The 25,460-nt window shown below is 41.7% G+C and carries 22 protein-coding genes; 11 read left to right on the top strand and 11 right to left on the bottom strand.

Going from position 1 to position 25,460, the window contains the following annotated elements; genetic code table 11:
- The first annotated feature begins 185 nt into the window (after positions 1 to 185).
- The 4 genes from BP549_RS07745 to BP549_RS07730 all read left to right on the top strand — a co-directional run bounded on the left by BP549_RS07745 (position 186) and on the right by BP549_RS07730 (position 3,540).
- Positions 186 to 755 carry an HdeD family acid-resistance protein gene (locus tag BP549_RS07745; protein WP_292374825.1) on the top strand — a complete coding sequence of 190 codons (570 nt, stop codon included), beginning with the start codon at positions 186 to 188 and terminating at the stop codon, positions 753 to 755.
- 36 nt (positions 756 to 791) lie between these two features.
- Positions 792 to 1,172, top strand: coding sequence for a hypothetical protein (locus BP549_RS07740; protein ID WP_292374827.1), 381 nt, complete (start codon positions 792 to 794; stop codon positions 1,170 to 1,172).
- 230 nt (positions 1,173 to 1,402) lie between these two features.
- The gene (locus BP549_RS07735) at positions 1,403 to 3,010 is read left to right on the top strand and encodes an MFS transporter (RefSeq protein ID WP_292379570.1); all 1,608 of its coding nucleotides are present in this window, start codon (positions 1,403 to 1,405) and stop codon (positions 3,008 to 3,010) included.
- A gap of 215 nt (positions 3,011 to 3,225) precedes the next feature.
- A complete protein-coding gene (locus BP549_RS07730) occupies positions 3,226 to 3,540 on the top strand; it encodes an ArsR family transcriptional regulator (RefSeq protein ID WP_292374831.1) in 315 nt (104 codons plus the stop codon).
- 274 nt (positions 3,541 to 3,814) lie between these two features.
- Here the strand turns inward: BP549_RS07730 and BP549_RS07725 are convergent, their stop codons facing one another.
- From BP549_RS07725 to BP549_RS07710, 4 genes are all read right to left on the bottom strand, one after another.
- Positions 3,815 to 4,390, bottom strand: a complete 576-nt coding sequence (locus tag BP549_RS07725; RefSeq protein ID WP_292374834.1) for a FumA C-terminus/TtdB family hydratase beta subunit — start codon at positions 4,388 to 4,390, stop codon at positions 3,815 to 3,817.
- On the bottom strand, positions 4,390 to 5,232 hold the full coding sequence (locus BP549_RS07720; RefSeq protein ID WP_292374835.1) for a fumarate hydratase: 843 nt from the start codon (positions 5,230 to 5,232) through the stop codon (positions 4,390 to 4,392). Before BP549_RS07720 ends, BP549_RS07725 begins: the two co-directional genes overlap by 1 nt.
- Before the next feature lie 272 nt (positions 5,233 to 5,504).
- Positions 5,505 to 7,232 carry a HEAT repeat domain-containing protein gene (locus BP549_RS07715; RefSeq protein WP_292374837.1) on the bottom strand — a complete coding sequence of 576 codons (1,728 nt, stop codon included), beginning with the start codon at positions 7,230 to 7,232 and terminating at the stop codon, positions 5,505 to 5,507.
- A gap of 479 nt (positions 7,233 to 7,711) precedes the next feature.
- The gene (locus tag BP549_RS07710; RefSeq protein WP_292374838.1) at positions 7,712 to 8,503 is read right to left on the bottom strand and encodes a DUF169 domain-containing protein; all 792 of its coding nucleotides are present in this window, start codon (positions 8,501 to 8,503) and stop codon (positions 7,712 to 7,714) included.
- A gap of 1,041 nt (positions 8,504 to 9,544) precedes the next feature.
- Here BP549_RS07710 and BP549_RS07705 point away from each other — a divergent pair.
- From BP549_RS07705 to BP549_RS07675, 7 genes are all read left to right on the top strand, one after another.
- Positions 9,545 to 10,999: a phytoene desaturase family protein gene (locus BP549_RS07705; RefSeq protein WP_292379567.1), complete on the top strand. Its 1,455-nt coding sequence runs from the start codon at positions 9,545 to 9,547 to the stop codon at positions 10,997 to 10,999.
- A gap of 500 nt (positions 11,000 to 11,499) precedes the next feature.
- On the top strand, positions 11,500 to 12,216 hold the full coding sequence (locus BP549_RS07700) for a hypothetical protein (RefSeq protein ID WP_292374843.1): 717 nt from the start codon (positions 11,500 to 11,502) through the stop codon (positions 12,214 to 12,216).
- A gap of 213 nt (positions 12,217 to 12,429) precedes the next feature.
- Positions 12,430 to 13,191 (top strand): hypothetical protein, encoded by a 762-nt coding sequence (locus tag BP549_RS07695; RefSeq protein WP_292374844.1) that lies wholly within the window; start codon positions 12,430 to 12,432, stop codon positions 13,189 to 13,191.
- A 781-nt stretch (positions 13,192 to 13,972) separates the two neighbouring features.
- On the top strand, positions 13,973 to 15,475 hold the full coding sequence (locus tag BP549_RS07690; protein ID WP_292379565.1) for a NosD domain-containing protein: 1,503 nt from the start codon (positions 13,973 to 13,975) through the stop codon (positions 15,473 to 15,475).
- A 311-nt stretch (positions 15,476 to 15,786) separates the two neighbouring features.
- Positions 15,787 to 16,671 (top strand): hypothetical protein, encoded by an 885-nt coding sequence (locus BP549_RS07685; RefSeq protein WP_292379563.1) that lies wholly within the window; start codon positions 15,787 to 15,789, stop codon positions 16,669 to 16,671.
- 293 nt (positions 16,672 to 16,964) lie between these two features.
- Positions 16,965 to 17,570 carry a hypothetical protein gene (locus BP549_RS07680; RefSeq protein WP_292374847.1) on the top strand — a complete coding sequence of 202 codons (606 nt, stop codon included), beginning with the start codon at positions 16,965 to 16,967 and terminating at the stop codon, positions 17,568 to 17,570.
- A gap of 615 nt (positions 17,571 to 18,185) precedes the next feature.
- Positions 18,186 to 18,938, top strand: coding sequence for a hypothetical protein (locus tag BP549_RS07675; protein WP_292374848.1), 753 nt, complete (start codon positions 18,186 to 18,188; stop codon positions 18,936 to 18,938).
- Between the two features lie 44 nt (positions 18,939 to 18,982).
- Here the strand turns inward: BP549_RS07675 and BP549_RS07670 are convergent, their stop codons facing one another.
- From BP549_RS07670 to trpB, 7 genes are all read right to left on the bottom strand, one after another.
- Positions 18,983 to 19,585 (bottom strand): aminodeoxychorismate/anthranilate synthase component II, encoded by a 603-nt coding sequence (locus BP549_RS07670; protein ID WP_292374849.1) that lies wholly within the window; start codon positions 19,583 to 19,585, stop codon positions 18,983 to 18,985.
- Positions 19,582 to 19,734, bottom strand: a complete 153-nt coding sequence (locus tag BP549_RS07665) for a hypothetical protein (RefSeq protein ID WP_292374850.1) — start codon at positions 19,732 to 19,734, stop codon at positions 19,582 to 19,584. Before BP549_RS07665 ends, BP549_RS07670 begins: the two co-directional genes overlap by 4 nt.
- A gap of 33 nt (positions 19,735 to 19,767) precedes the next feature.
- Complete coding sequence (gene trpE / locus BP549_RS07660) at positions 19,768 to 21,411, bottom strand: anthranilate synthase component I (protein ID WP_292379560.1); 1,644 nt, start codon at positions 21,409 to 21,411, stop codon at positions 19,768 to 19,770.
- Positions 21,398 to 22,114, bottom strand: coding sequence for a phosphoribosylanthranilate isomerase (locus BP549_RS07655; protein ID WP_292379558.1), 717 nt, complete (start codon positions 22,112 to 22,114; stop codon positions 21,398 to 21,400). Before BP549_RS07655 ends, trpE begins: the two co-directional genes overlap by 14 nt.
- Positions 22,111 to 23,211, bottom strand: coding sequence for an anthranilate phosphoribosyltransferase (gene trpD, locus BP549_RS07650; protein ID WP_292379555.1), 1,101 nt, complete (start codon positions 23,209 to 23,211; stop codon positions 22,111 to 22,113). The genes BP549_RS07655 and trpD overlap by 4 nt, the downstream gene beginning before the upstream one ends.
- A gap of 126 nt (positions 23,212 to 23,337) precedes the next feature.
- Entirely contained in the window at positions 23,338 to 24,129 is a 792-nt protein-coding gene (trpA, locus tag BP549_RS07645) for a tryptophan synthase subunit alpha (protein WP_292374855.1), read from the bottom strand.
- 1 nt (position 24,130) lies between these two features.
- Positions 24,131 to 25,399, bottom strand: a complete 1,269-nt coding sequence (gene trpB / locus BP549_RS07640) for a tryptophan synthase subunit beta (protein WP_413788525.1) — start codon at positions 25,397 to 25,399, stop codon at positions 24,131 to 24,133.
- Between the last annotated feature and the right edge of the window lie 61 nt (positions 25,400 to 25,460).

The following is a 25,460-nucleotide window of genomic DNA, read 5'->3' as shown; positions in this document are numbered from 1 at the left end:
ACTCTTCTTTGTGGGGGGAAGGCTACATTCTCTTTGACTCTGGCACTCCTGAGTGTAAATAAATCATCCAGAAAGATGCAATCCAATATTGAGATAATGACATCTCTTTAACATTGCTAAGATCTGATATTCTGGCCGCAGGAAGCTAGAGTTGAAGAACTAAAAGTTTCGGGAGATGGACTATAATGGAACAACCAGTTGATGTTCTGGAACAGTCAATTGATTCTGATAATGAAATTGGGTATGAAACACTGCAGGTACCCTGGTGGGTAGTCCTTCTGGAAGGTATTATTGCCATTCTTGTAGGTTTATTCCTTATATACAGACCTGCAATAACTACAATTATTCTCATACAGTTTCTGGGTATTTTCTGGCTAGCAGAAGGAGTTCTTTCTGTTGTAGGGGCACTAATATTCTCTGGGAATAGGATATGGAAACTGCTTTCGGGTGTCTTGAGCGTTATTGCCGGAATATTTATACTGATGTACCCAATCTACAGTCCTATCATAGTTCTTACATTATTTGTTATTTTCATAGGGGTATGGGCAATTATCAATGGAGCTGTAAAAATTGCCCTGGCTGTTAAAGGAGGAGGATGGGGTACGGGAATTATCGGTATTCTTACCATAATTCTAGGCCTACTTCTTCTAAGCGATTCTCTGATAGGTACTTTGTCTTTGCCGTGGGTATTTGGTTTTTTCTTTATCATCGGGGGAATAGGAGCAGTTATCGGAGGATTTAAAATGAGAACCTGATACCGGATTATCGGAGGATAAGGAGAGGATTTTAGTATGGAAAGACCTATTGGTGTCACTATACTGGCTTTTGTAGCTATTGTTCTGGCGTTTTTAAACGCTATTGTAATGCTTCGGTTTCTCGGTTTTTTGCCTTTTTTAGGGGTAGTTGAGGGCCGTATTTTCAGTCTCTGGTCTGCACTACTGTATGGCCTGCTCGCCTACATATGGGTGTGGCTGGCTCAGATGCTCTGGCAGGTGGACAAGCAAGCATGGATATTTCTGGCTGTTATTACGATATTCAACCTGTGCATTGATTTTGTAGTACTGGTTACAGGAGGTTCATGGTACGACGTTAATTTTTCAGTTCTTCTGAATGTCCTTATTCTTGTCTATATCATGCTACCTGGTGTGAAGGAGGCATTTGGGACAGATTAAAACATGCCTATTTAGCTGATAGTAATTCATGATTTTCCCAACAGCTAAAAAGGAATTCAGATTTATTTTGGTTACTTTTTTTGAAGTCCTTTCTGGCACGAAGGAATATCTTAACTAGAGAGCAGCAACAGTAAAGCTACCAGTCGATTTTCGGATAGCGTCGTATGAAAGAGTATCTTACCCGGATGTAACCAGGCTACTCTTACAATCTAACTTCCGAAGTGGTTACTGTGGAAAAGAAAATTGTAATTACTGCACTCGTGCTTGCAATGTTTGTGCTTGTTATTGATACGACGATAATGAATGTTTCGATTTCAACACTCATTAAAGATTTTCACACTAACGTTGCTACTGTCCAGGGTGCCATCACACTCTATGCTCTTGTAATGGCATCATTTATGATCACCGGAGGAAAAATCGGCGATATTATTGGCAGAAAAAGGGCATTCAGGACAGGACTGATCGTCTACGGTACTGGTTCTTTCCTGACTGCGATCAGCCCGACAATGGATGTATTGTTTATAGGCTGGTCGATCCTTGAAGGGATTGGGGCAACCCTTGTCATGCCTGCTATCCAGACGCTCGTGACCTCAAACTACAGTGGGAAGGACCGTGCCCTTGCTTATGGCATATTAGGTGGAATTGTTGCAAGCGCAATTGCCCTCGGTCCCATTATAGGAGGCTGGCTGACAACTAAGTACACATGGAGGCTTGCTTTTGGGGGTGAGGTAGTGATAGTACTCATTGTCCTGTTGTTAAGCCGATATATTCTGGATGCACCCCTTGAGACTGAAGAGAAACCCAAGCTGGATATAGTCGGCTCGATAATCTCTGCGCTGGGGATGGGGTTTATTGTTTTTGGGATATTACTAGCAGGGGACTACGGCTGGTGGGAGGCACGTCATATTTTCTCAATTGGAGGGATTGAAATTTCCCCGTTCGGCCTTTCCCCTACCCCGGTGTTTATTTTAGCAGGAATCATTATACTGCTGTGCTTTGCCCTGTGGGAACATCACGTCATTATTCTGGGGAGGATGCCGCTCGTAAGACTCGATGTGCTAAAGGACCGAAGGATTACTTCAGGCATCTTTGTCCAGATGGCTCAGACCACTCTTATAGGAGGTTTCCTGTTCAGCATGGCCCTTTTCCTCCAGATCGCCCTGGGCTTCGACGCTATGCAGACAGGCTTTCTCTACCTCCCCCTCTCCATACCGCTTTTAATTGCTTCGCTTACAGCATCTCGATTATCTGCCCGCATAGCCCCAAAGCGTATCATCCAGGTTGGGTTGCTTGTACTTATTGCAGGGCTTTTACTGGCTATTGCAACCATTAATGTGGAGGTCAGAGGGTTTGCCCTGCTAACAGGTTTTGCCTTAATAGGTATAGGCGTAGGAGTTATGTCATCCCAGATAATGAATCTCGTCCTCTCCCAGGTAGTTCATGAAAGGACAAGCGAGACAGCTGCCTTTATGAGCACTTCCCAGAACCTGGGTATGGCTATCGGGACTGCTTTGATGGGTTCCATCGTCATTGTAGGCTTTGTAGGAGGAGCTACTACCCTCATAAACGACAGTACTGTTATTCCGGAGGATCTCAAACCCTCTGTGATATCCTCAGTAGAGGAAAATTCCCGCTTTTTGACCAATCAACAACTGACAGCTATCCTGAAAGATGCCTCTCCTGAACTTTCTCATGAAATCTCGAGGGTCAATGAGGTCGCCCGCATTCAGGGAATAAAAGTTTCGCTGTGGGGGCTGGTGATTTTTGCGGGATTTGGCATAATCGCCTCAATCTTCCTGCCGCCTGGGATTCTGGTTCCTCCACAAACCGAGCAGTAAAACAGCCTATAATTTGAAAAATTTAAAAATCTTCAGACCTAGAAGAGTTATTTCTAAACATATCTTAGGATAAAAATGTTTTTTCTCTTTTTCATTCATTTTATTGAGGGTAGAAACCTGTTTGTCTGTTTTTGTGACAATTTTATTTTAAAAACAAGATCTTTCTATCAATCAAAGCTCTTGAGCTAATTTGTCATAAAATTATAATCTTGAGAATGAAAAAGTATATATTTACAGTTTTTGCAGTAGGAATGATGAGATCTACCCTGATCACAATTCTTTTGTCTTCCGAAAAAAGGACTGAGCTGCTTCTCCTCCTCAAAGAAAAGCCTAGGACCATTGAAGAGATCAATAATGAGCTTGACACGAACTCGGTCGCGATCCTGCCACAGCTTAAAAAGCTAAAGGAAAACGGGCTCGTGATTCAACAGGATAGGATATATGAACTTTCCCTGCTAGGGATAATTATCGTCCGAAAAATGGAATCTCTTGTAAAGGCTTTCAGGCAGCTTGAGGAAGACTACAATTAAGGGCCGGTATTAGAAGATTAGATACTTGTAAAAGTGACAGCTTCACAAAATCTTTTTTCCTTGAAGCTAGAAATCTGGCAGACTACTTAAATATTGAAGATCAAGGCCCAGAGTACAAATTTTCTGTTGCCTTTTCTCCCTGCTACCAGCTAACGAAAAATACTGGCTTTGCTCTTGCTTTTCAAGTTGCTTTTGCTTTTGAGCTTATTCCTCTCTTTCAAGCCACCTTTGGGGCACTCTTGAGTTTATTCCTATTTTCAAGCTATTTTTCAGTTTATTCTTGCTTCTCAAGCTGTTTTTGAGCTTTTTCCCTTACCTCTGCAAAAATATCCGTTCCTTTCGTGTCAATTCCTACAATAAGCGGCCCGAAATCTTCCACTCTGAGCACCCAGACTGCTTCAGGCATTCCAAGGTCAAGCCAGTGGACAGTTTTTACTTCCTTGATTAATTCTGCGGCAAGGGCTGCACATCCACCTGTATAAGCCAGATAAACGCACCTGTTCTTCAGGGCATCGGCTATGCTTTTCATCCCGCCTTTTCCTATAATTGCCCGAACATCATTTGCTTTCAGGAGAGAAGGTGTCATTTTTGACATCCTGCCGCTGGTCGTAGGACCTGCTGATACTACTTTCCAGCCGTTTTCGGTTTGCTTCATTAGGGGGCCGCAGTGATAAATCACAGCGCCTTCCAGAGAAAAGGGAAGTTTTTCTCCTTTTTCTTCCATCTCGAGAATTCTTGCATGAGCTTCGTCCCTGGCTGTCAGGATTTCTCCTGAGATATAGACAATGTCTCCTGCATTAAGTTTCTCGATATCTTCTAATTTCAGCGGTGTTTTCAGGTGATACTCCATTATTCATCCCCCCTGAACACAACCGAAGCATGCCTATTCGCCCAGCACTGAATATTTATTGCAACCGGAAGGGAAGCCGTATGACAGTGAGCGGTTTTTACGTGCACTGCAAGGGCAGTTGTACTGCCGCCAAGGCCCATACAGCCTATTCCGAGAGTGTTTACAGCCTCAAAGATTTCTTTTTCCAATCCTTCCATTGGGGCATCAAGGGGCTCAAGCAAGGCTTCTTTTGCAAGCCTGGCTGCCGCATCAAAAGAACCTCCAATCCCTACTCCTATGGTCAGAGGAGGACAGGGCATTCCCCCGGCATTTACTACAGTCTCGAGCACGAAGTTTTTTATGTTTCCGATTTCTGTCGGGTTAAACATACGCAGATAACTCATATTTTCCGAACCTGCACCTTTAGGGGCAGCGGTTATTTTTAACTGATTTCCGGGAACAAATTTCCAGTGAATATCCGGAATTCCAACCCCTGTATTGTTTCCACTATTCTTTCGGGTCAGAGGATCAACGGCATTTGGCCGGAGAGGAATTTCGGCTGTTGCAATGGTTACGGCCTCCCTGATCGCTGCCTCCAGGTCAAAGCCGGACTGAAACTCAGTTCCTATTTCAGCAAAAAAGATCATAATGCCTGTATCCTGACACATGGGAACTCCATGCTTTTTTGCAATTTCAAGGTTCTTCAGGATTGCCTGAAGCTGAGATTTTGCAACCTGATTTTCTTCTGCGGTTTCAGCTTTCCGGAGGGCATTTGCTACATCGTCAGGAAGCTCGATTTCCGCTTTTCTTAAAAGGTCTGCGATAGACCGGATAAAACTTTCACGGCTAATTTTTGTAGACAAAAGATCACCATTGTATAGGAGAAATGAATTCTTTAGAACAAAGAGCAGGCATGAATATATATTCTGTACAGGATATACAGTGAGCGTTTCATGAGATAAATTCCGAAGCGCTTTTTTGTTTTTAATGTTTAAATATCGAGCGCCCCACATTCAGAAACCGTTCAGTTGTCTGGTATAAATGAGTTAGACTAAAGTCGTTTTTACATTCAGGTATGAAGCAAGTAAAATAGGCAATAAATGTATCGTTGACTGATCAATAAAGATAGCCCACTTCAAGTTAACTGCTTAGTGATATCTTCTCTGTCTTTCAGTAATAAATAACCTTTAATTCTGTTAGCTAATCTTTTTGGAAGTTCAGACAATTTGCTAATATGTTCTCCTTTTATCCTTTGCAAGTCTTCTTTAAGTTCAGCGTAAGAAATTTCTTGTAAAGGAATTGTTGTTATTAGCGCTGCACCTGTTCCCAAAATCTCAATCCCTGAAGAAATTTCAATTTCTTGTGTTATTCCAGGGCTTAAGCTAATCCTGATCTCGTTCATTCCTTGAGAAAGACCATCCAATTTTGTTCCTAATTCTTGACCTACTTTGTTGATATTTTCTATAACAGCATCTTCAGGAACCACTGTGATAGTAGGAATTTGCTCAATCACAAAAAGTAGGGCTTCATATTGTTTTACCAGATTTCTTTCGTATCTCATTGCTTCAATTTTATTCAAAACATACTCATTTTCGGGAACATATCCAATTTTCCTTTTTAAGACATATGCAATATCCTCTACCTTTTGTGTCATTTCTTCTGGACTACCCATTTCCCATTTTTGAACTTCCCTGCAAATTGAGTATGCAATTTCTTCTGTGACGGTTCCTTGAGATTGCTTGTATGTACTTTTTGCTTTTTCTTGAATCTCTTCTAGGGTTCTTTTTATATTTCTGTCCAGAATAGGTAGTCCTTTTCTCAGAACTTCTGTCGCAAACGGTGCTTTTTCGTCAGAACATTTTATTAGTTCTGTGGCACGATCACAGTATTTCCTATAGAAATTAAGCTCATCCTTCATCCCAGAGAAATCTAAATTTCCCATATTCTGGACTTCTTTTAATGCTTCTGCAAGGTTTTCAACAGCTTCTAAAAGCTGTTTTTTGCTCTCTGAACCTTCAATTGCAGCTTTAGCTTCTTCCAGATATTTGTTCACTTCTTCTCTAGCTTTCTGTTTTTTGAAAATTATTAAATAGAATGAGCGATAGAACGGAAGGCAAAATTGAGACGGATTAGAGCTAGATGATTCCTTTGCTGCGATTTCGAAATATTCAATTGCCTTTTCTAATTCCTTTTTGTAATTTTCCTCTGTTTCTGCCTGGGAAGCCATGAATATTGAAACTCTTCCAAGAGAATAGTTTGAGGTTGTTCTCACATAATAATCCTCATCATTGTTCAGTCTATGTAAATCATTCCATGCCTGTCGTTTGTCTGGCACATAAGAAAACGCAGAACCAAGAGCAAAGGTAGCTACAGCTCTCACAAGCTTGTCTTCATCATTAGTCAGTCTATGTAAATCATTCCATGCCTGTCGTTTGTCAGGCACGTGAGAAAAAATAGAATAAAAAGCAAAGGTAGCACTAAATCTCATATATCTTTCTTCATCATTAGTCAGTCTATGTAAATCATTCCATGCCTGTTGTTTATCTGGCACGTGAGAAAAAGCAGAACCAAGAGCTTGGGCAGCCCTAAATCTCACATCACTGTCTTCATCACTAGCCAGTCTATGTAAATCATTCCATGCTTGTTGTTTATCCAGCACATGAGAAAACACATAATCAAGAGCAGAGGCAGCATAATTCCTCACAAGCATGTCTATATCATTTGTTAATCTCAGTATATCGTCCCATGCCTGTTGTTTATCTGGCATGGATGAGAAGAAATTATTTAATTCCTCTAACGCATGTTTACGCTCTTCTGGATCATTGCTCATGCATTGATTGTGAATTTTCTCCTGGTCTACCAACTGCCAAACACCGTAAAATCATATCAAGTTGGTGTTTAAAAATTTTCCTTTTTGGTTTTCGAGAATAAAGATCATAAACCATTTTGCTTCAATCCAGGCATGAGTCCAGGTCTATCCTTTGGGTTATCTGGTGAGCTTTCCTCTAAGTCTTGGTCTTGGACTGGCTTAGGACTTTTATAACTTAGCAAGTTTTCTAAACAATATCTATAACTCAAAATTATTGATTTTGTGAACTTTTCTATCTCAGTAAAGTTTTTATATGAAGCCTTTGAAGCCAGTAAAAGGTAGAATTTCCAGGCAAAATTCCCTTTTTTCTGAAAACAAAAAATTACCGTAAAAATTACCGGACAGTTAGCTGGCTGAAGCTGATATTAATATTTGTTTTGCCAGCTTTTCAAATACCTGGCTCTTAAATTGAAAAATTCATTCTTTGCTATTCGAAGTCCATGCCTCAGTTTCAAACTCGTGCCTGAAAGTTCTCACTTCTCTGTATCCTTTATATACGGTTTTATCACTGTACGGTGCTCAGGGTATGCTGTTTTGCTCCGCTTGCAGATAAAGGACTCTTCCATGTCGGCTCCCATCTGTTGCGCCAGCCTCAAAGGAATGCCCATTATCATCAATTCGGGGGGCAGCCAGGGGTTTCCTGTAGGATCAACAGGCCCAACATAGGCGGAGTCTTTCGGCGCGTTTTCTGCCATACCAGCAGGAAAAGCGATCATAGTAGCACATATCGGTCCTCCCGGTATCAAGGTTTTAAAAAAAGGATCAGAACTATTGAACTGTGCCAGCCCGCAGAGATTTCGGATCTGCTCGCTGCCTGCGAAGACGATGAACGCTCTGACAGCTTCAGGTACAAGGTTTTGAGTACAGGGAGCGATGACTGTGTATTTGCCGTATGGAGTGATTTTTCCTGCTCGTTCTCTCTGTTCATCGAATAGCTCAGGAGTTGCCTTTAAATGCTCGGCAGCACCTCCACGGAAGTCTGGAGTGCCTACAGTCAAGAAGTATTTTAGTTTAGGGTGTGGTTCCGCAAGTCCCATCCAGACCATTCCGCCAGTGCAGCACTGTTCGTGACCTGCTTCAATATATAGTGGAGGCGTCTCTTTAAAGAAAGCAGAAATATATACAGCCTTTGCTATACAGCGGTCTATCGTGTACGACGGAACTGCTCCTTCAGGGATTTTATCCATACCGTAAACACATAAAGAACGTAATTGCAACCTGCCGGCTTCTGTAAGCTTTTCCCCCAACTCTTCAATCCTTATCATAATTAATCCTCCATTAAACTAACTGACAACCTCTCTGAAAAAAACTATTGTTCTTCTAACCAGTTTTTTCAATCCAGTAGTCGCAGTCATACTTCTACTGTTCTTTGTGGCAAGAATGACATACTTGAATCTTTTTTTTCAGGCTTCATTTCTGGCTTCCTGTCTGAGCATTGTCTCTTTCTTTTTGTCGCTTGAACAAGGTCCCTGCTCATTTCACGCAATTATGAAATTTCACGCAATTATGAAGTACCTGACTGATCAATTAATTTTTCCAAGGCAAATTTGTAACGAAAACTTGTAATATGTGTACAACATATTAACTATATATAAAATTGGGGGATGACTGATGTGGTACGATTAAAAACAATTATAAAGTATCTTATTTTAGGTGGTTTTATTGGAATATTGCTGATTTACCTCAAGTTTAGACGAGTAAACATTGAGGACTAAACTTCAAGAATTGTATTTATACTTTCTATGTAGGCTTTAAAATTTAATTTTCAATTTGTATCTAATTTTTAAACTTTACTACCTTTTTAACTTATTAACATATGGATAACTTTCTCTATTTTTATATGAGATCGAAAAATAAATACGAACAAAATCTTCGAGGAGATAGTAAATTTACAGACTGAGAATTATCCTGGAATGTACAAAAGAAAATAGCGACTTTTCTCTGCTTTTGCGATATCATCTTAAAAAGCCTTTAAATCATATTACGTAGATCACTGAACAATAATAAGACATGTTATTGAGATCTTTATTATATAACTACTACTAATTATAAATACTATTTTTCTCTATTGTACTCTACAGGTGTAAGACAGGGATTGAATAGATTGAATATAAAGTAGGTAAACCATAAATTATATAATATGATTTCAAAGATATCTCTGACTTAAAATAATTCTTTATATTTTCAACATATTTATTTAACCCTTCCACTAATGTGGGATTCTGTTGTGAGTTGAGAGAACTAAGGTGCACAACTGCATTAAATAAGAACTTAATTCACTGGAAAAAGTTGAGGTAGTTTAGGGTATGAAAAAATACGATGTAATTGTTGTCGGGGCGGGCATAAGCGGGCTTCTGGCAGCGCTGACGCTCTCAAAGCATGGGAAAACAGTCCTTGTTCTTGAAAAAAGTCAACATTTAGGTGGGAACTGCAACAGCTACATGGTAGATGGTTACCAGGTGGATACAGGAGCGCACGCGATAACCCATCTTATTGAAGGCCCACTGAAAAGACTGATGGATAATTATTTTGATTACCTTCCTGTATTTGAGGACTATGGACATTATTATATTAGGACCGAAAATTACTTTACAAGAGTTCCTTCCAACCTGAAAGATTTTGTGACTTTTGATGTGCTTCCAAGAAAAGACAGGGTTCTGCTTTCCCAGACCCTTACAAAGGCTTTTACCCTTTCCTCATTCGGAATAGACCTGTCCAGTCAGTCAGTGTATAATTTCTTGCCGAAAGGCCTTTCAAAGGATACCTATGATTTTGTGGATACAATATCAGCTTTCCTTTCTGGCAGGTCAATGAAAGAAACCTCTGCTCAGCGTGTCCTGTCAGGAAGCAGTTTTGTCAGGGACAGTATTACTCAAGAGCAGTTTGATGCGATGATCGGAAGAATGGATCTGAAAAAATCCCCATCTACGGAGTCTATTCTTGCTTCGATCCTTCCATATCATCTCCATGCCTCCCTTCAGAGTAGGATGACCAAGGTCACCCAGCCCTTTACCTCCCTTGAAAGGCTTGCAACAAATGATGTAAATTATTCTCAGGGCTATCCCAGAAAGGGCTTAAAAGCTCTGCTCAACGCCATCCTTTACTCCCTTCCGGAAACCGTTGAGATCAAAACAGAATGTGAAGTTAATTCTATACTTGTACAGGACGGAAAGGCTTCAGGCGTGGAAGCTGATGAAATCTATTCCTCTAACCTTGTTGTCTACACAGGTTTCGCAACCGAACTTCCCAGGCTGGTAAAAGACCTTCCCCAAGAATATACTGCAAATCTGGGAGGTATAGCCCACAGTAAAAGCCTGACCATCTGGCTTGGAATGGAGAAAGAGCTTCCCGAGTTCAAGTACACAGGCTCAGAGATTTGGTTCAAGGATTTCGCCTACTGGGCAACTCCTATAAGTAATTATGACCCTTCGCTTGCCCCCAAAGACAAACAACTTATAGGCTTTTCCTTCGTGATCGACGAAAATGAACGTGAGGAACATGAGACAAAAAAAGCCTACGATATGATTTTCCGCGCCCATCCGAATCTCGAAAGTCATATAGAAATGCAACACGAACAGATAATGATCCCGGAAAAAGCTGCAGTCACAATTAACGGGAAATTTGCAGATATTCGGACTCCTGTTCGAAACCTCTATGTGGCGGGCACTGATACTGACAAACGCAGTATGGGAATTACCCGGGCTTCATACTCAATCATCGAGCTTTTGAAGATTCTTAATGAGGACGGAAACCTGCATTAAAGTTCTGCTTTTTTGTTAGAGCAGGAGAAAAGTTTTGGCTTTTTGCTCAATATTGCATCCTTTATCTTTTTTCTTCTCTTTTTCAGATGAGGGTGGATTAATCAACACTCACTTCGTTTATTGATATTTCGTCTAATATTTTTCAGTTTAACATTTTCAATCTAATATTTTCAGTTTAACACTTCACAATCCGATCCTTCCCATCCCAGTCTAACACTTTCCAGTTTTTTCCAATCTGTGCGTGATAAAATATTTCTTAATAGTGCTTTTTTCCCATGATAAAGCTCATATCCTCCCATATCCATACTTACTTGAGAGAGAATCTGGGGGTATGAAGGATTCTACCGCTTGATGAAAACGAGGCTCTGGAACTGGGACTTACTCTGGTTAATGAAAAAAATGAAACCGAAATTAAAGAAGTCCTTAACTATCTCTCCGAGCTTGCACTGAAATATGCAAAAGAAGGACAGGAAATCGACACAAAAAGATTGGTCGAATACATGAAAAAGATAGGAAAAGCGGCAGCTATTGCTGGACTTGAATCTATAGTTGTCAATACGCTTCTGCTTTTTTCTCAGGTAGCCAGAGAGGCATGCAGGCAGCGAATGGAAAACGCTCTTGTAAGTATAGCACTCGCATTTGGGGAAATTGGAAAGACCGCAGCAGTACAAAAAATGGAGACTCCAGCAAAGATCGCAGCCTCTTGCCTTGGTGAGATGGGAAATACTGCAGCTTCTAGAGGAACCAAGAAGGGAACAATTGCAGTTATTTTCGCTCTTGGAGAAATCGGAAAAAGCGTTACGTGGCAAAAATTAGGTGATGTTGCAAACAGCACAGTAGCGCTCCTCGGGGAAACAGGGAAGGCCGCAGCAAGCCAGAAATTTGAGGATGCAGTAGTAAATGCCGAGTTATTGCTGCAAGAGATAGGAACCGGGGCTATTGAAAAAAACCTGAAAGAAACTGTGAATATAAGTGCCCGCTCTATCCAGGATATAGGAGAAACTGCAGATAGACAGGGGCTTGATAAGGCTTTGAACCAGGCAGCATATTCGCTTGAGGTAATTAGGTTTAATGCTGAAGACCGCTACCTCATGAGTGCATCCATAATTGCTGAAGTAGCTCTCCTGCACTTTGAAAGATTGAAAATTGAGAGACTAGAAGATAAGCTAAATAAAATATCTAGAGGAAAGAAAAAATCTCCAAGTACAGATTTATGAAATTTTTCCTCTCATTTATGCTATATTCGTATTGGATTAATCATTTCAATCTCAAATAGGAATACTGCCTTCTTCATGGGGAAAGGAGTGCAGGAAAAATTACTGGCTTTAAGGTGTTTTTAACTCAGTGGGGTGTTCTGAACGTCTATTTTAAACGAAACTGGGGCAACGGACCTCGGGCTAACTTCAGTTAAGGACAATGATGAGCTTGGCGTGTTACGATCCATAGATTTTCTTACGGAACGGGGGACCGAATATATAAATAAAAGACTCGAACCTGATGCAAAAAAGGCTGTTATCAGCATAAGAGACATAGGTAGCGCGGCTGTCTTTCAAAAAATGGAAATCGGCGTATTTTTATCGCTTTTTTCGCTCGGAAAGATGGCTGAAATTGCAAGAGAAAAGAAAATGACTGATACCGGTTTAAGCATCCTTTACTCTCTCTGTGCAATCGGGAAAGCGGCTGTTGGGCAAAATATGGAGTCAGCAGTCAGGATCGCAGTCGCATATCTTGGGGAAATTGCGAATTCTGCATCGCTTCAGAAAACGGAGAGAGAGGCTCTGGCAGCTGCTCTGGCTATAGGGTCAATAGGAAAAGAAACTATCGGGCAGCAAAGCATCCGGGTTCCGGAAAACGGAGGTTTTCTCCCTCAAAAGTCACTCCTTTTATATCAACCTCATGGAAAAGAGGCGATTATCTTCCCCAAAGAATTTTCGGGTGCCTTCAGCCTGCTTGTTCAACAGGGAATAGAAACTGATTCCCTTCAGAATACTCCTGTCCTTTCAGAAAATGAATCGTCTTATACGGGTTTTAGTGACTTCGAAAACTTGATCATAAAAGCTGCTAATTCTCTGGGAACGATGATTTTCGAAGTAAATGAAAAATTTTTAATAAGCCATGTGCTTATGACAAAACTTGCTCTTGACACTCTTAATGGCTCTGAATATATACACGAAGCGGAATCTCTTGATTGAAAGCTTTAGAAAGGCTGGAGTGTCAGTTAATCAAATTTTTTCGGTATAGTCTACGGCATAGGGAATCACTGGATTTCAGGGAAAAATGCCGAATTGAGAATCCCTAACAAAAATTGAGGATCCCTGACAAAGATAGTGTAAGGTGAACCGCTCAGCAAGAGACTCGAAAAGAGCCTTAACTAAAAAAGCTTTTGCTTCATGATAATTGCAACTCAGTCTTAACAAATTCGCCATTTTTCCTTTCAGGAAGCTCAGTTACGGATTGAAAAAAGGATTTTCCAGGTGTTTTGGAAGGAGTTTCGGTATGAATGAAAAAGAATTTCACTTACTGACAGAATTTGAAGTCAGACTATCTTCTTTTCATAAATTATAGTGTAAAGACTGGAAAGGTTACGGACTAATTTTTTACGCTTGTTGTATTGTTGTATATGCCTTCCTGATATGCTTAAATGTACTGCTTAATATATTATACTGATTGAGAATTCGAGATAATAGGGCTGTAAATATCTGTAAATCCAGTAAGTGAAGGAATTTTTATTCTTTTTTCAGTTTTTAACTGATTGCGTTATTGACTGTGTCGACAGAGTACTGAAAGATCTGCTAATTTGGATACTCCTGAAAGTATTAAGAAAATTAGGGAACTTTAAAATTTAAGGTTCATTTTTCAGAACATATATTTCAAAATGATTTTATTATCTCAAATTATTATTCCTAAGGGTTGCTATAAAAGCATAATTTGTTTTTTATTTGATAGCTTTAGTAATTAGGGGGTTATTAGTTCGTGACAGGGGAGACATTTCAGGTTATTCTCATAGTTTTCCTTTTTATGCTCGGGACAGCAGTAACCCTGGCCGAAGCTGCGGTTATTACCGTGAATAACAGTGGGGGAGGAAACTATACTTTGATCCAGGAAGCTGTCAATAATGCACAGAATGGAGATACAATCCTTGTAAGCCCTGGAATATATCGGGAAAATATAAAAGTAAATAAGGAACTCACAATTCTCTCGTATCCACCTCTTTCAGGTAGCCAGATTAACCGTACTTATATTATAGCTGAGGTGCCTGACAATGCTGTCTTCAGCATCAGTTCAGGAAACGTGACAATAAACGGTTTCTATATTGTAGGAGTTCCTTCCGGAAAGGACATACATGGGAAGGCCGGGCTTTACCTTGAAGGCGCGCGAAACTGCTCTTTAAATAACAATACGGTGATACTAACTGATCCGGGTATTATTCTCAGAAATTCTCAGGACAACTATCTCAATGGAAACCTTGTAAGTCTTAGTAATGAGGGAATTACGCTTGACAATTCAGGGGAGAATATTCTGTCAAAAAATCTGGTCATGAAAAATAAGCAGGGAATTTCGCTAAATAATTCCTTTAACAATACCATTGTTAACAATACTGCAAGTTCAAATGAAGTAGGCATGCTCCTTCGAATATCCCAGGGAAATAAGCTTGCCTATAATCTCATTTTGAAAAACGAACATGGAATTCGTGGCCAAGCAGCAAGATCCAATCTTTTCACCAATAACAACCTGTACCTTAATGGCATTGGCGTGTATCTAAGTGATTCATCAAATAATTCGTTCTACGAAAATGAATTTATTAACTTCCTGAATGCCATAGACGAGGGAAATAACGTCTGGAATAGCAGTTCGGCAGGTAATTTCTGGAATAATTATACAGGAGCAGATGCTGATGGAAATGGTATACTAGATAATCAGTACGTCATAAACCAGACTTCTGGGGTTATAGATTATATGCCTATGGCAAATAGGATTTCCTCAAGCAATAGTTCTGATGCTTTGAGCGCTAATGGCAATACTTTATTGGTTCTATTTAATAAAATGTACCCTGTGAAACCTTCGAGTACCTTGAAAAAAGGCGTTGTTGTCGAGACAACCGAACTAGAGCAAATAAACCTATCCCTTATGGAAGGTCCGGTATTTTTGAGACTCGGAGCTGAATGGTGCGGAGCCTGCCAGTCTATGAAGCCTATTCTTGCAGAGCTTGCAGCCGAATACGGAGAGAACGTTACGATTATGTCCATAAATATGAACAAAAACATCCAGCTTGCAACCTATTTTGATGTAGGCTATATTCCTGACTCTACCGTAATTATGGGCATTGAAAATGGAGAGTACATTTACATGCAGCAGGATGGAAATATTACTACTGATAGAGTCAGAGCAAGAATTGTCGGATTAGAGAATAAAGAGGTGTATGAAAACGTTCTGAAACATGCTCTTGCCTACGAAGAAAAAAGAAAGTCCAGATAAGAGAGCTGCTCACTTATATATTTTTTATTTCTAACTTATACATTTTGTATTTATATTTATTATTTATACTTTACCTCAAAATCGGCTCTCCGCAAAAAAAACGGATGATATTTTTAAATGAACTGCCTCGGTTACAAAATAGTAACACTAATAATCTCGTAACTTCATAGAGTAAACCAGACTCTATTTCCTTTGCAGGTCTTATTCCTTACGCAAAAATTTAAATTGACAACAGAAACATACAGTCAACAATTAAAAATTTGCAGGGAAAGACTTGAAGCTTGTTGATGTGTTAAAGAGAGGCAAAAAGAATGATTATATTAAACGAGGCAGAAGCAGTTGAAGTAAGTTTATCTGCAGTTGATAGAGGAGATGAGAGCAAAGCTTTTCAGGCCCTTGATTCCCTTACAGGAATTGCGGCAGACTTCCTTTCTGAGAACGAAGAGGCAGATGCCGAGAGAGTTATTCTATCAATTGAGAACGCCGCACAGGTAGCTGCAGAGAGAGAGATGGAGCTTGTCACAATTAATTCTATCCTATCTCTAGGGAAACTGGCAAGAGTAGCAGCAGATAAAGGACTTGAGTCCGCCCTGAGCAGGGCTTTTATAGCAATAGGAAAACTGGGAGAAGCTGCGGCTTCACATTCACTTGAAGCCGGTTCAAAGGTAGCTGCTACAACCCTTATGGAAATCTGGAACTTTTCCCCAGAAGAGTGGGAACAGGAAAAGACAATTGCCTTTTCTTTACTCTTTAAAGAGATTGGAACCTCTGCTGCCAGGCGAGGTATGCAGGACGTTGTGCTCAATGCAGTAACCTGCCTGGGAGAAATTGGGAAAAAATCTGCAGCAAAGAGTCTTGAGCTTGAGACTGTAAGTGCCCTGCTTTTGCTTGAGGAAATAGGTAAGATTGCAGCTGAGAGCTACTTTGACGAAGCCCTGAGTTCAACAGCACTTTCCATAGAAGAAATTGGAAAACTATCTAAAAAGAAGGAACTTAGTGATGCGGTTTTGCAATGTCAGTGGGCACTTGAAACCTTGCGGGTTCAGGCTGAAGAAAAGCTTCTAAACAATTCTTCAATTGTAGCTGAACTGGCTCTAGAAAATTTTGCAAATGCCGGCTATACGGATTCCGAGGAAAAAGTGGAGAAATTCAGGGAAATAAAAGCCCTTCAGGAAAAAATTCAATCTAATCTATAAATTCAGGAGTGAGAGACTATCTAAAGCTTATCTATCTAACTCAGCTGTTTATGTAAAACAACTTATCTAACCCAGCTGTTTATGTAAACCAGCTGATTTAAGCAAAATCTCTACATAATAAACACTTCGTTCCTGTCGACAGTCTGGTTTTAACCTGGCATTTAATTTTTATTTTTCATCTTCCTATATTTCGATTTATCGCTTGGTTTTTGGATCATGTAGCACAAAATGGGAAAGATAATGTCTTGTGAGTTCCTAAGCCTTATCAGTAGCTGGTAGATGGAGGCAAATTTTTGCTTTTAACAGAAATGACTTCTCTTCTTGAACTTGGTTTTGAGGTAACTGAGGCATGGGAAGAAACTCAACTCATCAAGACAATAGATGAGTTAGGTGAACTGGGTATCAGACTTGCTACCCAATTCTCGGAGGAAACGCTACACAGAGCAATTTCATGCCTAAAATCTCTGGGTCTGGAAGCAGCTGATAGGAATTTGACCGAAGGTGTGCTTAGTTCGGCTGTTTCTCTTGGACTGATTGGACAAGAAATGGCAAGAAACAATGGCAATGAAACCGTGCTTGAGATTGCTCTTGCCCTTAAAGCTTTTGGAATAAGGCTCGCCAGTATAGATAAGCTAATTCCTCTTTTACTTGTAGCGATTTCTCTGAAGGAAGTTGGAAAAGAAGCTGCAAGAAATGGAATGGAAAAAGAAGTCATTTTAAGCCAGGTTTTCTTGAAGGAAATCTATACTTTTTCCATAAGCTCAAAAAAGGACCTGAGAATTCTCAATCAGGAATTCGCTTTTCTTGTCAGGGATATTGGAAAATGCTCTAAAGAAGCAGGTCTTGGCGAAGCTGTAATAAGTGCTCGGCAACTATTTGAAAATTTTCCTCTTTTTTGAAACCATAAGTTTTAAATAAATTACTAAAGTATTCCTACTAAGCAATTTTTTTCTTTCATGATAAAAGCTTGAGGTTTCAAAGTGAAGTGATTGTGAAGTGATTATATCTACCGTCTATGTTTAGTTTATGTTTAGAACACAACACAATTGTTCAGGTAGGAGGAAGGTAAGGAGTTGAACCCTCCCCCCTACCTTGTAGGTTTGATTTTACTCACGCAGGAAAATATGCCAGAAATCCTGAATGAGTTTTTTTTACTCATATGATATATTTTATGTATAAAATGTATTTAACTCTTTCTATTTTGTAAATAAGTCGTTTGTTCGGGTCAGTTTCTATTTTACTTTATAATGAAAACATAACTCAAATCTATAAGCAAATCTGAAATCTATAAGCAAATCTGAAATCTATAAGCAAATTTAGACTACTTTCTATTCTCCATTTTTATTCTTCATTCGGATCCAGACATTTAAAAACTCATTCTGGAATAACAACCTTGAAGTTTTCGATATGCTTTGAAAATTATAGGAAGACTAATATCTGAGTATACCTATATAAATACCTAAATTCCTAAAATCCGAGATCTTTAATGGATTTTAATGGAAAGGGGTTTTAATATGTTCTCACTGAACGAACAAAAGGCTATTGAACTTGGAGAATCTGGAGAACGAGCAATAAGAGAACAGAATGAGTATGATGCGCTCCAATATGTTGAGTACCTTCGGGAATTTGGGGAAGAGTTGCTCAAATCAAATTCAGAGAATGATTTAAAGAGAGTCGTTATCTCACTCCGGAATATTGGCAATAAGGCCATTCAGAAAAAGATCGAGAACGTTGCGTCCACAGTTCTTAATGACATCAACTCCCTTTCTGAAGTTGCACTCGATAAGAATTTCTCCAATGTGATGTGGTCTTTTTCGAAAGCTGCACAGGAAATCGGAAAAGGAGCAGTACAGTTTCAGATGCTTGAGTCTGCAAAAATCGCGCTTGACACTCTTAGGATAATAGGTCTGGGTGCTGTTGAAAAGAAAATGGAGGTTGTAACCCTGTGGACGACCATGGCACTTGAGGAAATGGCCTATATTGCAAACAGGCAGCAGCTTGAAGATTTCACTGAGGATGCGAAAGAAGCCAGAGAAGAAATTATAGAATACTCAGAAGCCTCAGGGTTTGTTACAAGGGAACAGATTGAAAAATATCCTCAGCTTATTGCCCAGACTGTAAGTCAATATTCAGAACTTCAAAACCTTCAGCCTGTAGGTTATGCGGTCAAGCCTAACGAGGAATTCACAGAAGAGGAGTTCTTTGAAGAAGAAGGAGATAATGAAGAGCAGGAACCTGAAACTGAGGCTGCCAAAAAGGAAAAATGAACTTGGATATCAGAAATAAATTCTCCGGGAAAACGTCTGGCTGCTTACACAGCCGGCTGTCTTTTCTTATAGTTTTTGGAAACATCCAAAAAGTTTTCTATTATTTTCAGCCCATTGGGAGTAAGTACGGATTCTGGATGGAACTGCAGGCCATATATCGGGTAGCGAACATGCTCTACAGCCATAATGCTCCCATCCTCGGCCCTGGCAGTAACTTTTATCCCGGGTGCAGGCTCGCCAATTTCAAGGGAATGATAACGTCCTGCTTCAAATGGGCTGTCAAAGGCTGAAAAGAGTGCAGATTCCTTGTGCAGGATCTTCGAACTTTTTCCATGCACTGGCCCGACTTTGCTTCTTCGGACCAAGCCGCCGAAAGCCACATTGATTGCCTGATGTCCGAGGCAGACTCCAAGAAGGGGAATTTCCCTGCCCAGTTCCCTTATAATTTCCAGGCAATTTCCTATATCTCTGGAGTCTGAAGGACTTCCCGGGCCTGGAGAAATAACCAGAGCATCAGGCTTAATCTCCCGCAGTTCTTCCAGGGAAACCGTATTGGGAAGTACCAGAGTGTCTTTTTCGAAATAAGATATGTAATCTACGAGATTCCATACAAATGAATCTTTGTTGTTTATAAAGACCACTTTCATCTGAAAATACCCCCTAAGATCACTTTTTCTTTTGTTCTTTCTTCTCTTACTCCTTTTTTTCGCCTTCCTCTTTTAATCTCTCCTTTCCTGGGAATACTGCCTACTGGATCTCGTTCTCGTGAAATATCCCTTAACAATCTTCTTTTCATCCATTTCACCCCAAAATTGTTTTGCAAAAAGCTTTAAATCTCTAAGCCGATAGCCGCAAGCATTGCTGCCATCTTGCGTTCAGTCTCCCTAAATTCATAACCAGGATCGGAATCGGCTACAATTCCTGCTCCGGCCTGTACTGAGGCTTTCTTACCCTGTACAATAACCGTGCGAATCACAATCGCAAAATCCGCGTCCCCATTCCAGCTGTAGTATCCTACTCCCCCGCCGTAAATCCCTCTCGGAAAGGCTTCAAGTTCGGAGATTATCTCCATGGCCCGAATTTTCGGAGCTCCAGAAAGTGTCCCTGCCGGAAATACCGCCCTGAAAGCATCGAACTGGTCACACTCAGGCCTCAGGGTTCCTGAAACTGTACTTTCTATATGCTGGACATGAGAATACTTCAGGACTTTCATGAATTCGGAAACCTTTACCGAGCCGCTTTCCGTGACCATCCGTACATCATTTCTCCCGAGGTCAACAAGCATTATATGTTCAGCCCTTTCTTTTTCATCGTGGAGCATATGTGAAGCAAAGGCTTCATCCTCGGCTTCGGATTTCCCACGGGGGCAGGTCCCTGCAATCGGGTTTATGATAACGGTTCTTTTGTGGACCGTCAGCAGGGTCTCAGGGCTTGCCCCGACAATTGCCAGGTCTCCAAACTCAAAGATATACATGTAAGGGCTGGGATTAATTGCCCGGAGATGTGTGTAAAGTTCGAAAGGTGACTGCCCAAGCCTGAATTCGCGCTTTCTGGAAAGGACTGCCTGGAAGATATTTCCCGCAAAAATGTGCTCTTTTGCCTGGACTACCGATTCCTCAAATTCCTGTTTTCCGGTGCTGCAATCCGAAAAGGATGAGCCCAAGAAGCTTGATGAGCCTGATACTACTGTTTCTATTGAATTTTCTGAAAGGACAGCCTCCTTCAGTATGGAGCAGAGCTTCTTGGCTTCCAGCAGAGCTTCTTCATAGATTTTTCCGGCATCCGAACCCGGAATTACAAAGGGAGTGATCGCGATATATACTTCTTCAGTCAGATGGTCGAACACAAAGGTTTTCGAAACAAGAAGGTACTGTAGTTCGGGAATCTCTGACTCAAAGCCTTTTTCAACCCCAAGCCAGCTGTCATAAATAGCATCATAAGCCGTATAGCCTATAGCCCCGCCCAGAAAAGTCTGCCTGTCAAAGCGCTGAGCATTCAGGATTCCCATCCCGTTTGCAGGAGGAAAAGCTAGGCGAAGGGCATCAAAAGCATCTTTTCCAGCAGGAACTGGAGCTGTGAACTTCATATTTTTTAGTTCTGAGTTTTCTATCTCCGGATTTTCCTCCTGCACGGTTTCAGGTCCGCAGGCCTCCTTGATTTTCGACCGAATTTCTTCAAAAAAAGGTAAAGCATTGGGGTTCAGGAGTTCAAGGGAAATTTTCCTGTTACTTATTTTAATTACGGCATCAGGGTCATTTCCAACAAAAGAGTATCTCGCCCGAGTTGCCTGTTTTTCTACGGATTCCAGCAGGTATGAGTAGCCTGAAGTTCCTGAGGTCCGCAGGGTGCGGTAAAGTTCAAGGGGAGAACAGGTAACATTATCGATTCTTGCAAGGAGCTGGATAAAGCTTGGCTGGCCTATTCCAGAAGCAAGATCTTTGAATTCCTCTTTTCCCAAGTCAAAGGAAAGCATTGGCACACCTCACTTCTTCAATAAAACTTTTGATTTTTGCAGCATCTTTTTTCCCGGAGATCTCAACCCCGGATGCCGTGTCCACCGCATAAGGCGAAACAGCCCTGATTGCTTCCCGCACGTTTTCAGGTTTGAGCCCGCCTGCAAGGATCAGGGGAAGCCGCGTTTCTTCTGAGACTCGCTGGCTAAGGGTCCAATCATGTACATAGCCTGTGCCTCCTGGCTTTTCAGGCCTGGCCGTATCAAGCAGGATAGAATCTACAATCTCGGATTCTTCCAGAAGGCTTACCTCTTCAAGCAGGCTTGAGACCGAATCCTGATTTCTCGGTTTCTCGCTTGAAGTTTCTCCCTGTGCAGGTACGGATAGAGTTTTTATGATTGGTATGCCTGTCCTTTCCTTTACTATTTCAAGTTCGAGAAGGGGCAGATTGGAGTGGATCTGCACGATATCTGGTTTTATCTTTTCAATCAGTTCCACAGCCTTATCTGCGTTTTCAGGCATGATAACAAGTACTGAACTCAGAATTTCAGGAACTCTGGAAACAAGGTAGGCAGCGGTTTCGGAATCGAGCTTTCTAGGGCTTTCGACAGGAACCTCCGTGATAAACCCAACTGCATCGGCTCCGTAAAGAGCTGCTATTTCGATTTCTTCAGGGCTGCGGATTCCACAGATTTTTGTTCTTGTTTTTACTTTCACTGTCATGCCCTCTCTCCCGAGGCAGGGCTTAATAAGGAAGTTCCGGAGCGCATCGCAATGCTTTTTATCGAAAGACTGCCCTTATTTTTCTGTCTGTAAAATCCTGAAGTATAAGTCCTGAACTGGTTGAATTTTACCATAACCTTTCCGCTGTCAATGGCATCTTCGGCAATAGGAATTGCTTGCCGGATAGAACCCACTATACCGCCTACATAAAGGGCTGCAGCCGCATTCAGGACTACTATGTCTCTTTTTGGTCCTTTCTTGCCTTTGAAAATGCACAGCAGGTCTCTTGCATTTTCTTTTGGAGTGCCTCCCTTTATATCCCCTGGATTTGCCTGCAGCATGCCCAAAGTTTCTGGAGTCAACATATAGGTTGAAACCTTGCCGTCTTTTAACTCCGCAACATAGGTTTCACCCGTATTTGTGATCTCATCCATTCCGTCTCCGTGTACAACAAGGGCATGCTCGGTCCCAAGTTCTGCAAGAGCATGGGCTATTGGTTCGCAGAGTTTTTTATCAAAGACCCCTATCACCTGCCCTTTTGCACCTGCCGGGTTAGTCAGGGGCCCTAGAATATTGAAAACCGTACGGACTCCAAGTTTTTTCCTTATCCCTGCAACTCTCTTCATAGCCGGGTGAAAAACCGGAGCCGACATGAACCCTATTCCTATCTCTTCGATTGTTTGCCTGACAGGTTCGGGTTCCAGATCAATTTTAATTCCCAGGGCTTCAAGCACATCCGAACTCCCTGACATTGAAGTGGCAGCCCGGTTTCCATGCTTGGCTACAGGGACGCCTGCTGCAGCAGTAACAATTGCGGCTGCGGTCGAGATATTGATGGTATTAAGGCCGTCTCCTCCTGTGCCACAGGTATCCACAAGCCTGAAAGGAGTATTGGGCTGGATTGTGTTTGCAGCTTTCTTCATTCCCCTTACAAAGCCTGCAATTTCTTCGGGCTTTTCACCTTTTGCCCTCAGAGCAAGCAGAAATGCCCCGATCTCTTCATCATTTGCAGTACTCAGGATTTTGTCTACTGCAGCTTCAGCTTCTTTGGGGCTTAGATCACGTCCCTCTTCCAGCTTTTGAATGTATCTCTGCATTTTCCCCTTCCTCCCTTTAATTCCTGGTTTCTCCCTTTCCGATTTATCTCAAAATTTTCGCAACTTTTTATGTGCAATTTTTTACGCACAACTATTTGCGTTCTTGATTTTCCCGGATTTTTTCTTTCAACTAGCTCTTCTGATCCCGGATTTCAATTCCCTTGCAAGGGCTTCCAGCCTTTCGTTTACGTCTTTTCCTTCCTCTATAATCCTGACAAAAGCCGAGCCAACTATGACCGCATCCGCTCCTGCCTCTCGAACTTCTGCGGCCTGCTTCCCTGTAGATATCCCGAATCCCACAGCCTTCGGAATCTCGGTTTCTATTCTGGAAAGCAGCTCTCTGGTCGAGGACGAGACATCCGCCCTAGTTCCTGTGACCCCAAGCCTTGAGACAAGGTAAAGGAAACCTGAGCCTCTTTCCAGAATTTTCTGGACCCTTATCTCGGTTGTTGTGGGTGCGATGAGAAAAATCAGATCAAGCCCATGTTTTTCGCAGTTATTTTTCAGGTCAGCTGCTTCTTCTACCGGGATATCGGGTACTATCAATCCACTTATTCCAGCATCAGCAGCCTGTGCTACAAATTTTTCCACCCCATACTTGAACACAGGGTTGTAATAGGTCATGCAAACAAGGGGAATCCCTGCATCGAGAGTTTTAATAAGCTCAAAATAACGCTCTGTGTCCATACCGGCTGCAAGTGCCCTCTGGCCTGCGACCTGGATGGTCGGGCCGTCCGCTACAGGGTCTGAAAAGGGAAAACCGAGTTCTATGATATCTGCGCCTCCATCCACCAGAGCCTTTACAATTCCCCCGGTTTTTTCTGTGGACGGGTCTCCTGCCATTATGTAGCAAATCAGGGCTCCTTCCTTTCTCTCCCTGAGTTCGGAGAATCTTTCGGAGATTTTTTGCCGTTCCATCTCAGATTCCTCCTCTCAGGCTCAGGACTGTTTCCAGATCCTTATCTCCTCTTCCAGACAGGTTTACAACCACTACCTCTCCCAATTCTCCGGCTTCAGATGCTTTCTTCAGGTAAGCAAGGGCATGGGAAGATTCCAGTGCAGGAATTATCCCTTCAAGCCTGCTCAGTTCATGGAAAGCTTCAAGGGCTTCATTGTCAGTCGCATACCGGGCTGTAACCCGACCGCTTTCGGACAGGTAAGCTAATTCAGGCCCTACTCCTGAGTAGTCAAGTCCTGCTGAGATGGATTCGGATTCAAGGATCTGCCCATTTTTATCCTGCAGAACCTTTGTTCTTGCTCCGTGCAGGATCCCTTCTTCTCCTGCACAGAGGCAGGCCGAGTGAAGAGCGGCTTTTTCCGTACATTTCAGGGCTTTTCCTCCGGCTTCGACAGCAATCAGTTTGACTTCCTTATCCTCGACAAATGGATGGAAAATCCCCATTGCATTACTTCCGCCTCCTGCACAGGCAATAATAGAGTCAGGTAGACGCCCTTCTTTTTGCAAAATCTGTTCCTTTACTTCTCGCCCTATAACGCTCTGGAAATCCCTTACTATTACAGGATAGGGATGAGGCCCCACAACCGAGCCTATAAGGTAATGCGTATTTCCTATGTTAGTGACCCAGTCCCTGAAAGCCTCATTAATAGCATCCTTAAGAGTTTTTGAGCCGGTTTCCACGGGTTTTACTTCAGTGCCCATGAGTTCCATGCGGTAGGCGTTCATCTGCTGCCTTTTGACGTCCTTGGCCCCCATGTATACAACAGTTTCAAATCCAAGGTTCGCCCCTGCCATAGCCGTTGCAGTCCCATGCTGCCCTGCACCTGTTTCGGCTATAAGCCTGGTTTTCCCCATATATTTTGCAAGCAGGGCCTGCCCTATGGCATTATTTAACTTGTGGGCTCCTCCGTGCACAAGGTCTTCCCTTTTAAGGTAAATCTTTGACCCGTATTTTTTGCTCAGATTCGGGGCAAAATAGAGAGGTGTTTCTCTGCCTGCAAAATCTCGCAGATAATGGTCAAGCTCGGCAAGGAATCCGGGATCGTTTTTATATCGCTCGTATCCTTCTTCCAGTTCTTCTAAAGCCGGCATGAGCACTTCGGGTACGTACTGTCCCCCGTATTTTCCGTATTTTCCTTTTACCTGGCCTGTATCACCAATTTTCGAACCTGCGAGCTCATTTAAACATGAGTCTTTTGTAAGATATTCTAAAACTTTAGTTTCTGTCAATTCGATTACTCCCTTATCTTTTTGATTTAACCTGTAACATGATTCTGATATCGTGCCTGAC

This window comes from Methanosarcina sp. UBA289 (genome assembly GCA_002496565.1).
In the GTDB taxonomy this organism is placed as follows: domain Archaea; phylum Halobacteriota; class Methanosarcinia; order Methanosarcinales; family Methanosarcinaceae; genus Methanosarcina.
The sequence above is the reverse complement of the archived record's forward strand: the minus strand, read 5'-3'. Positions and strand labels throughout refer to the sequence as shown.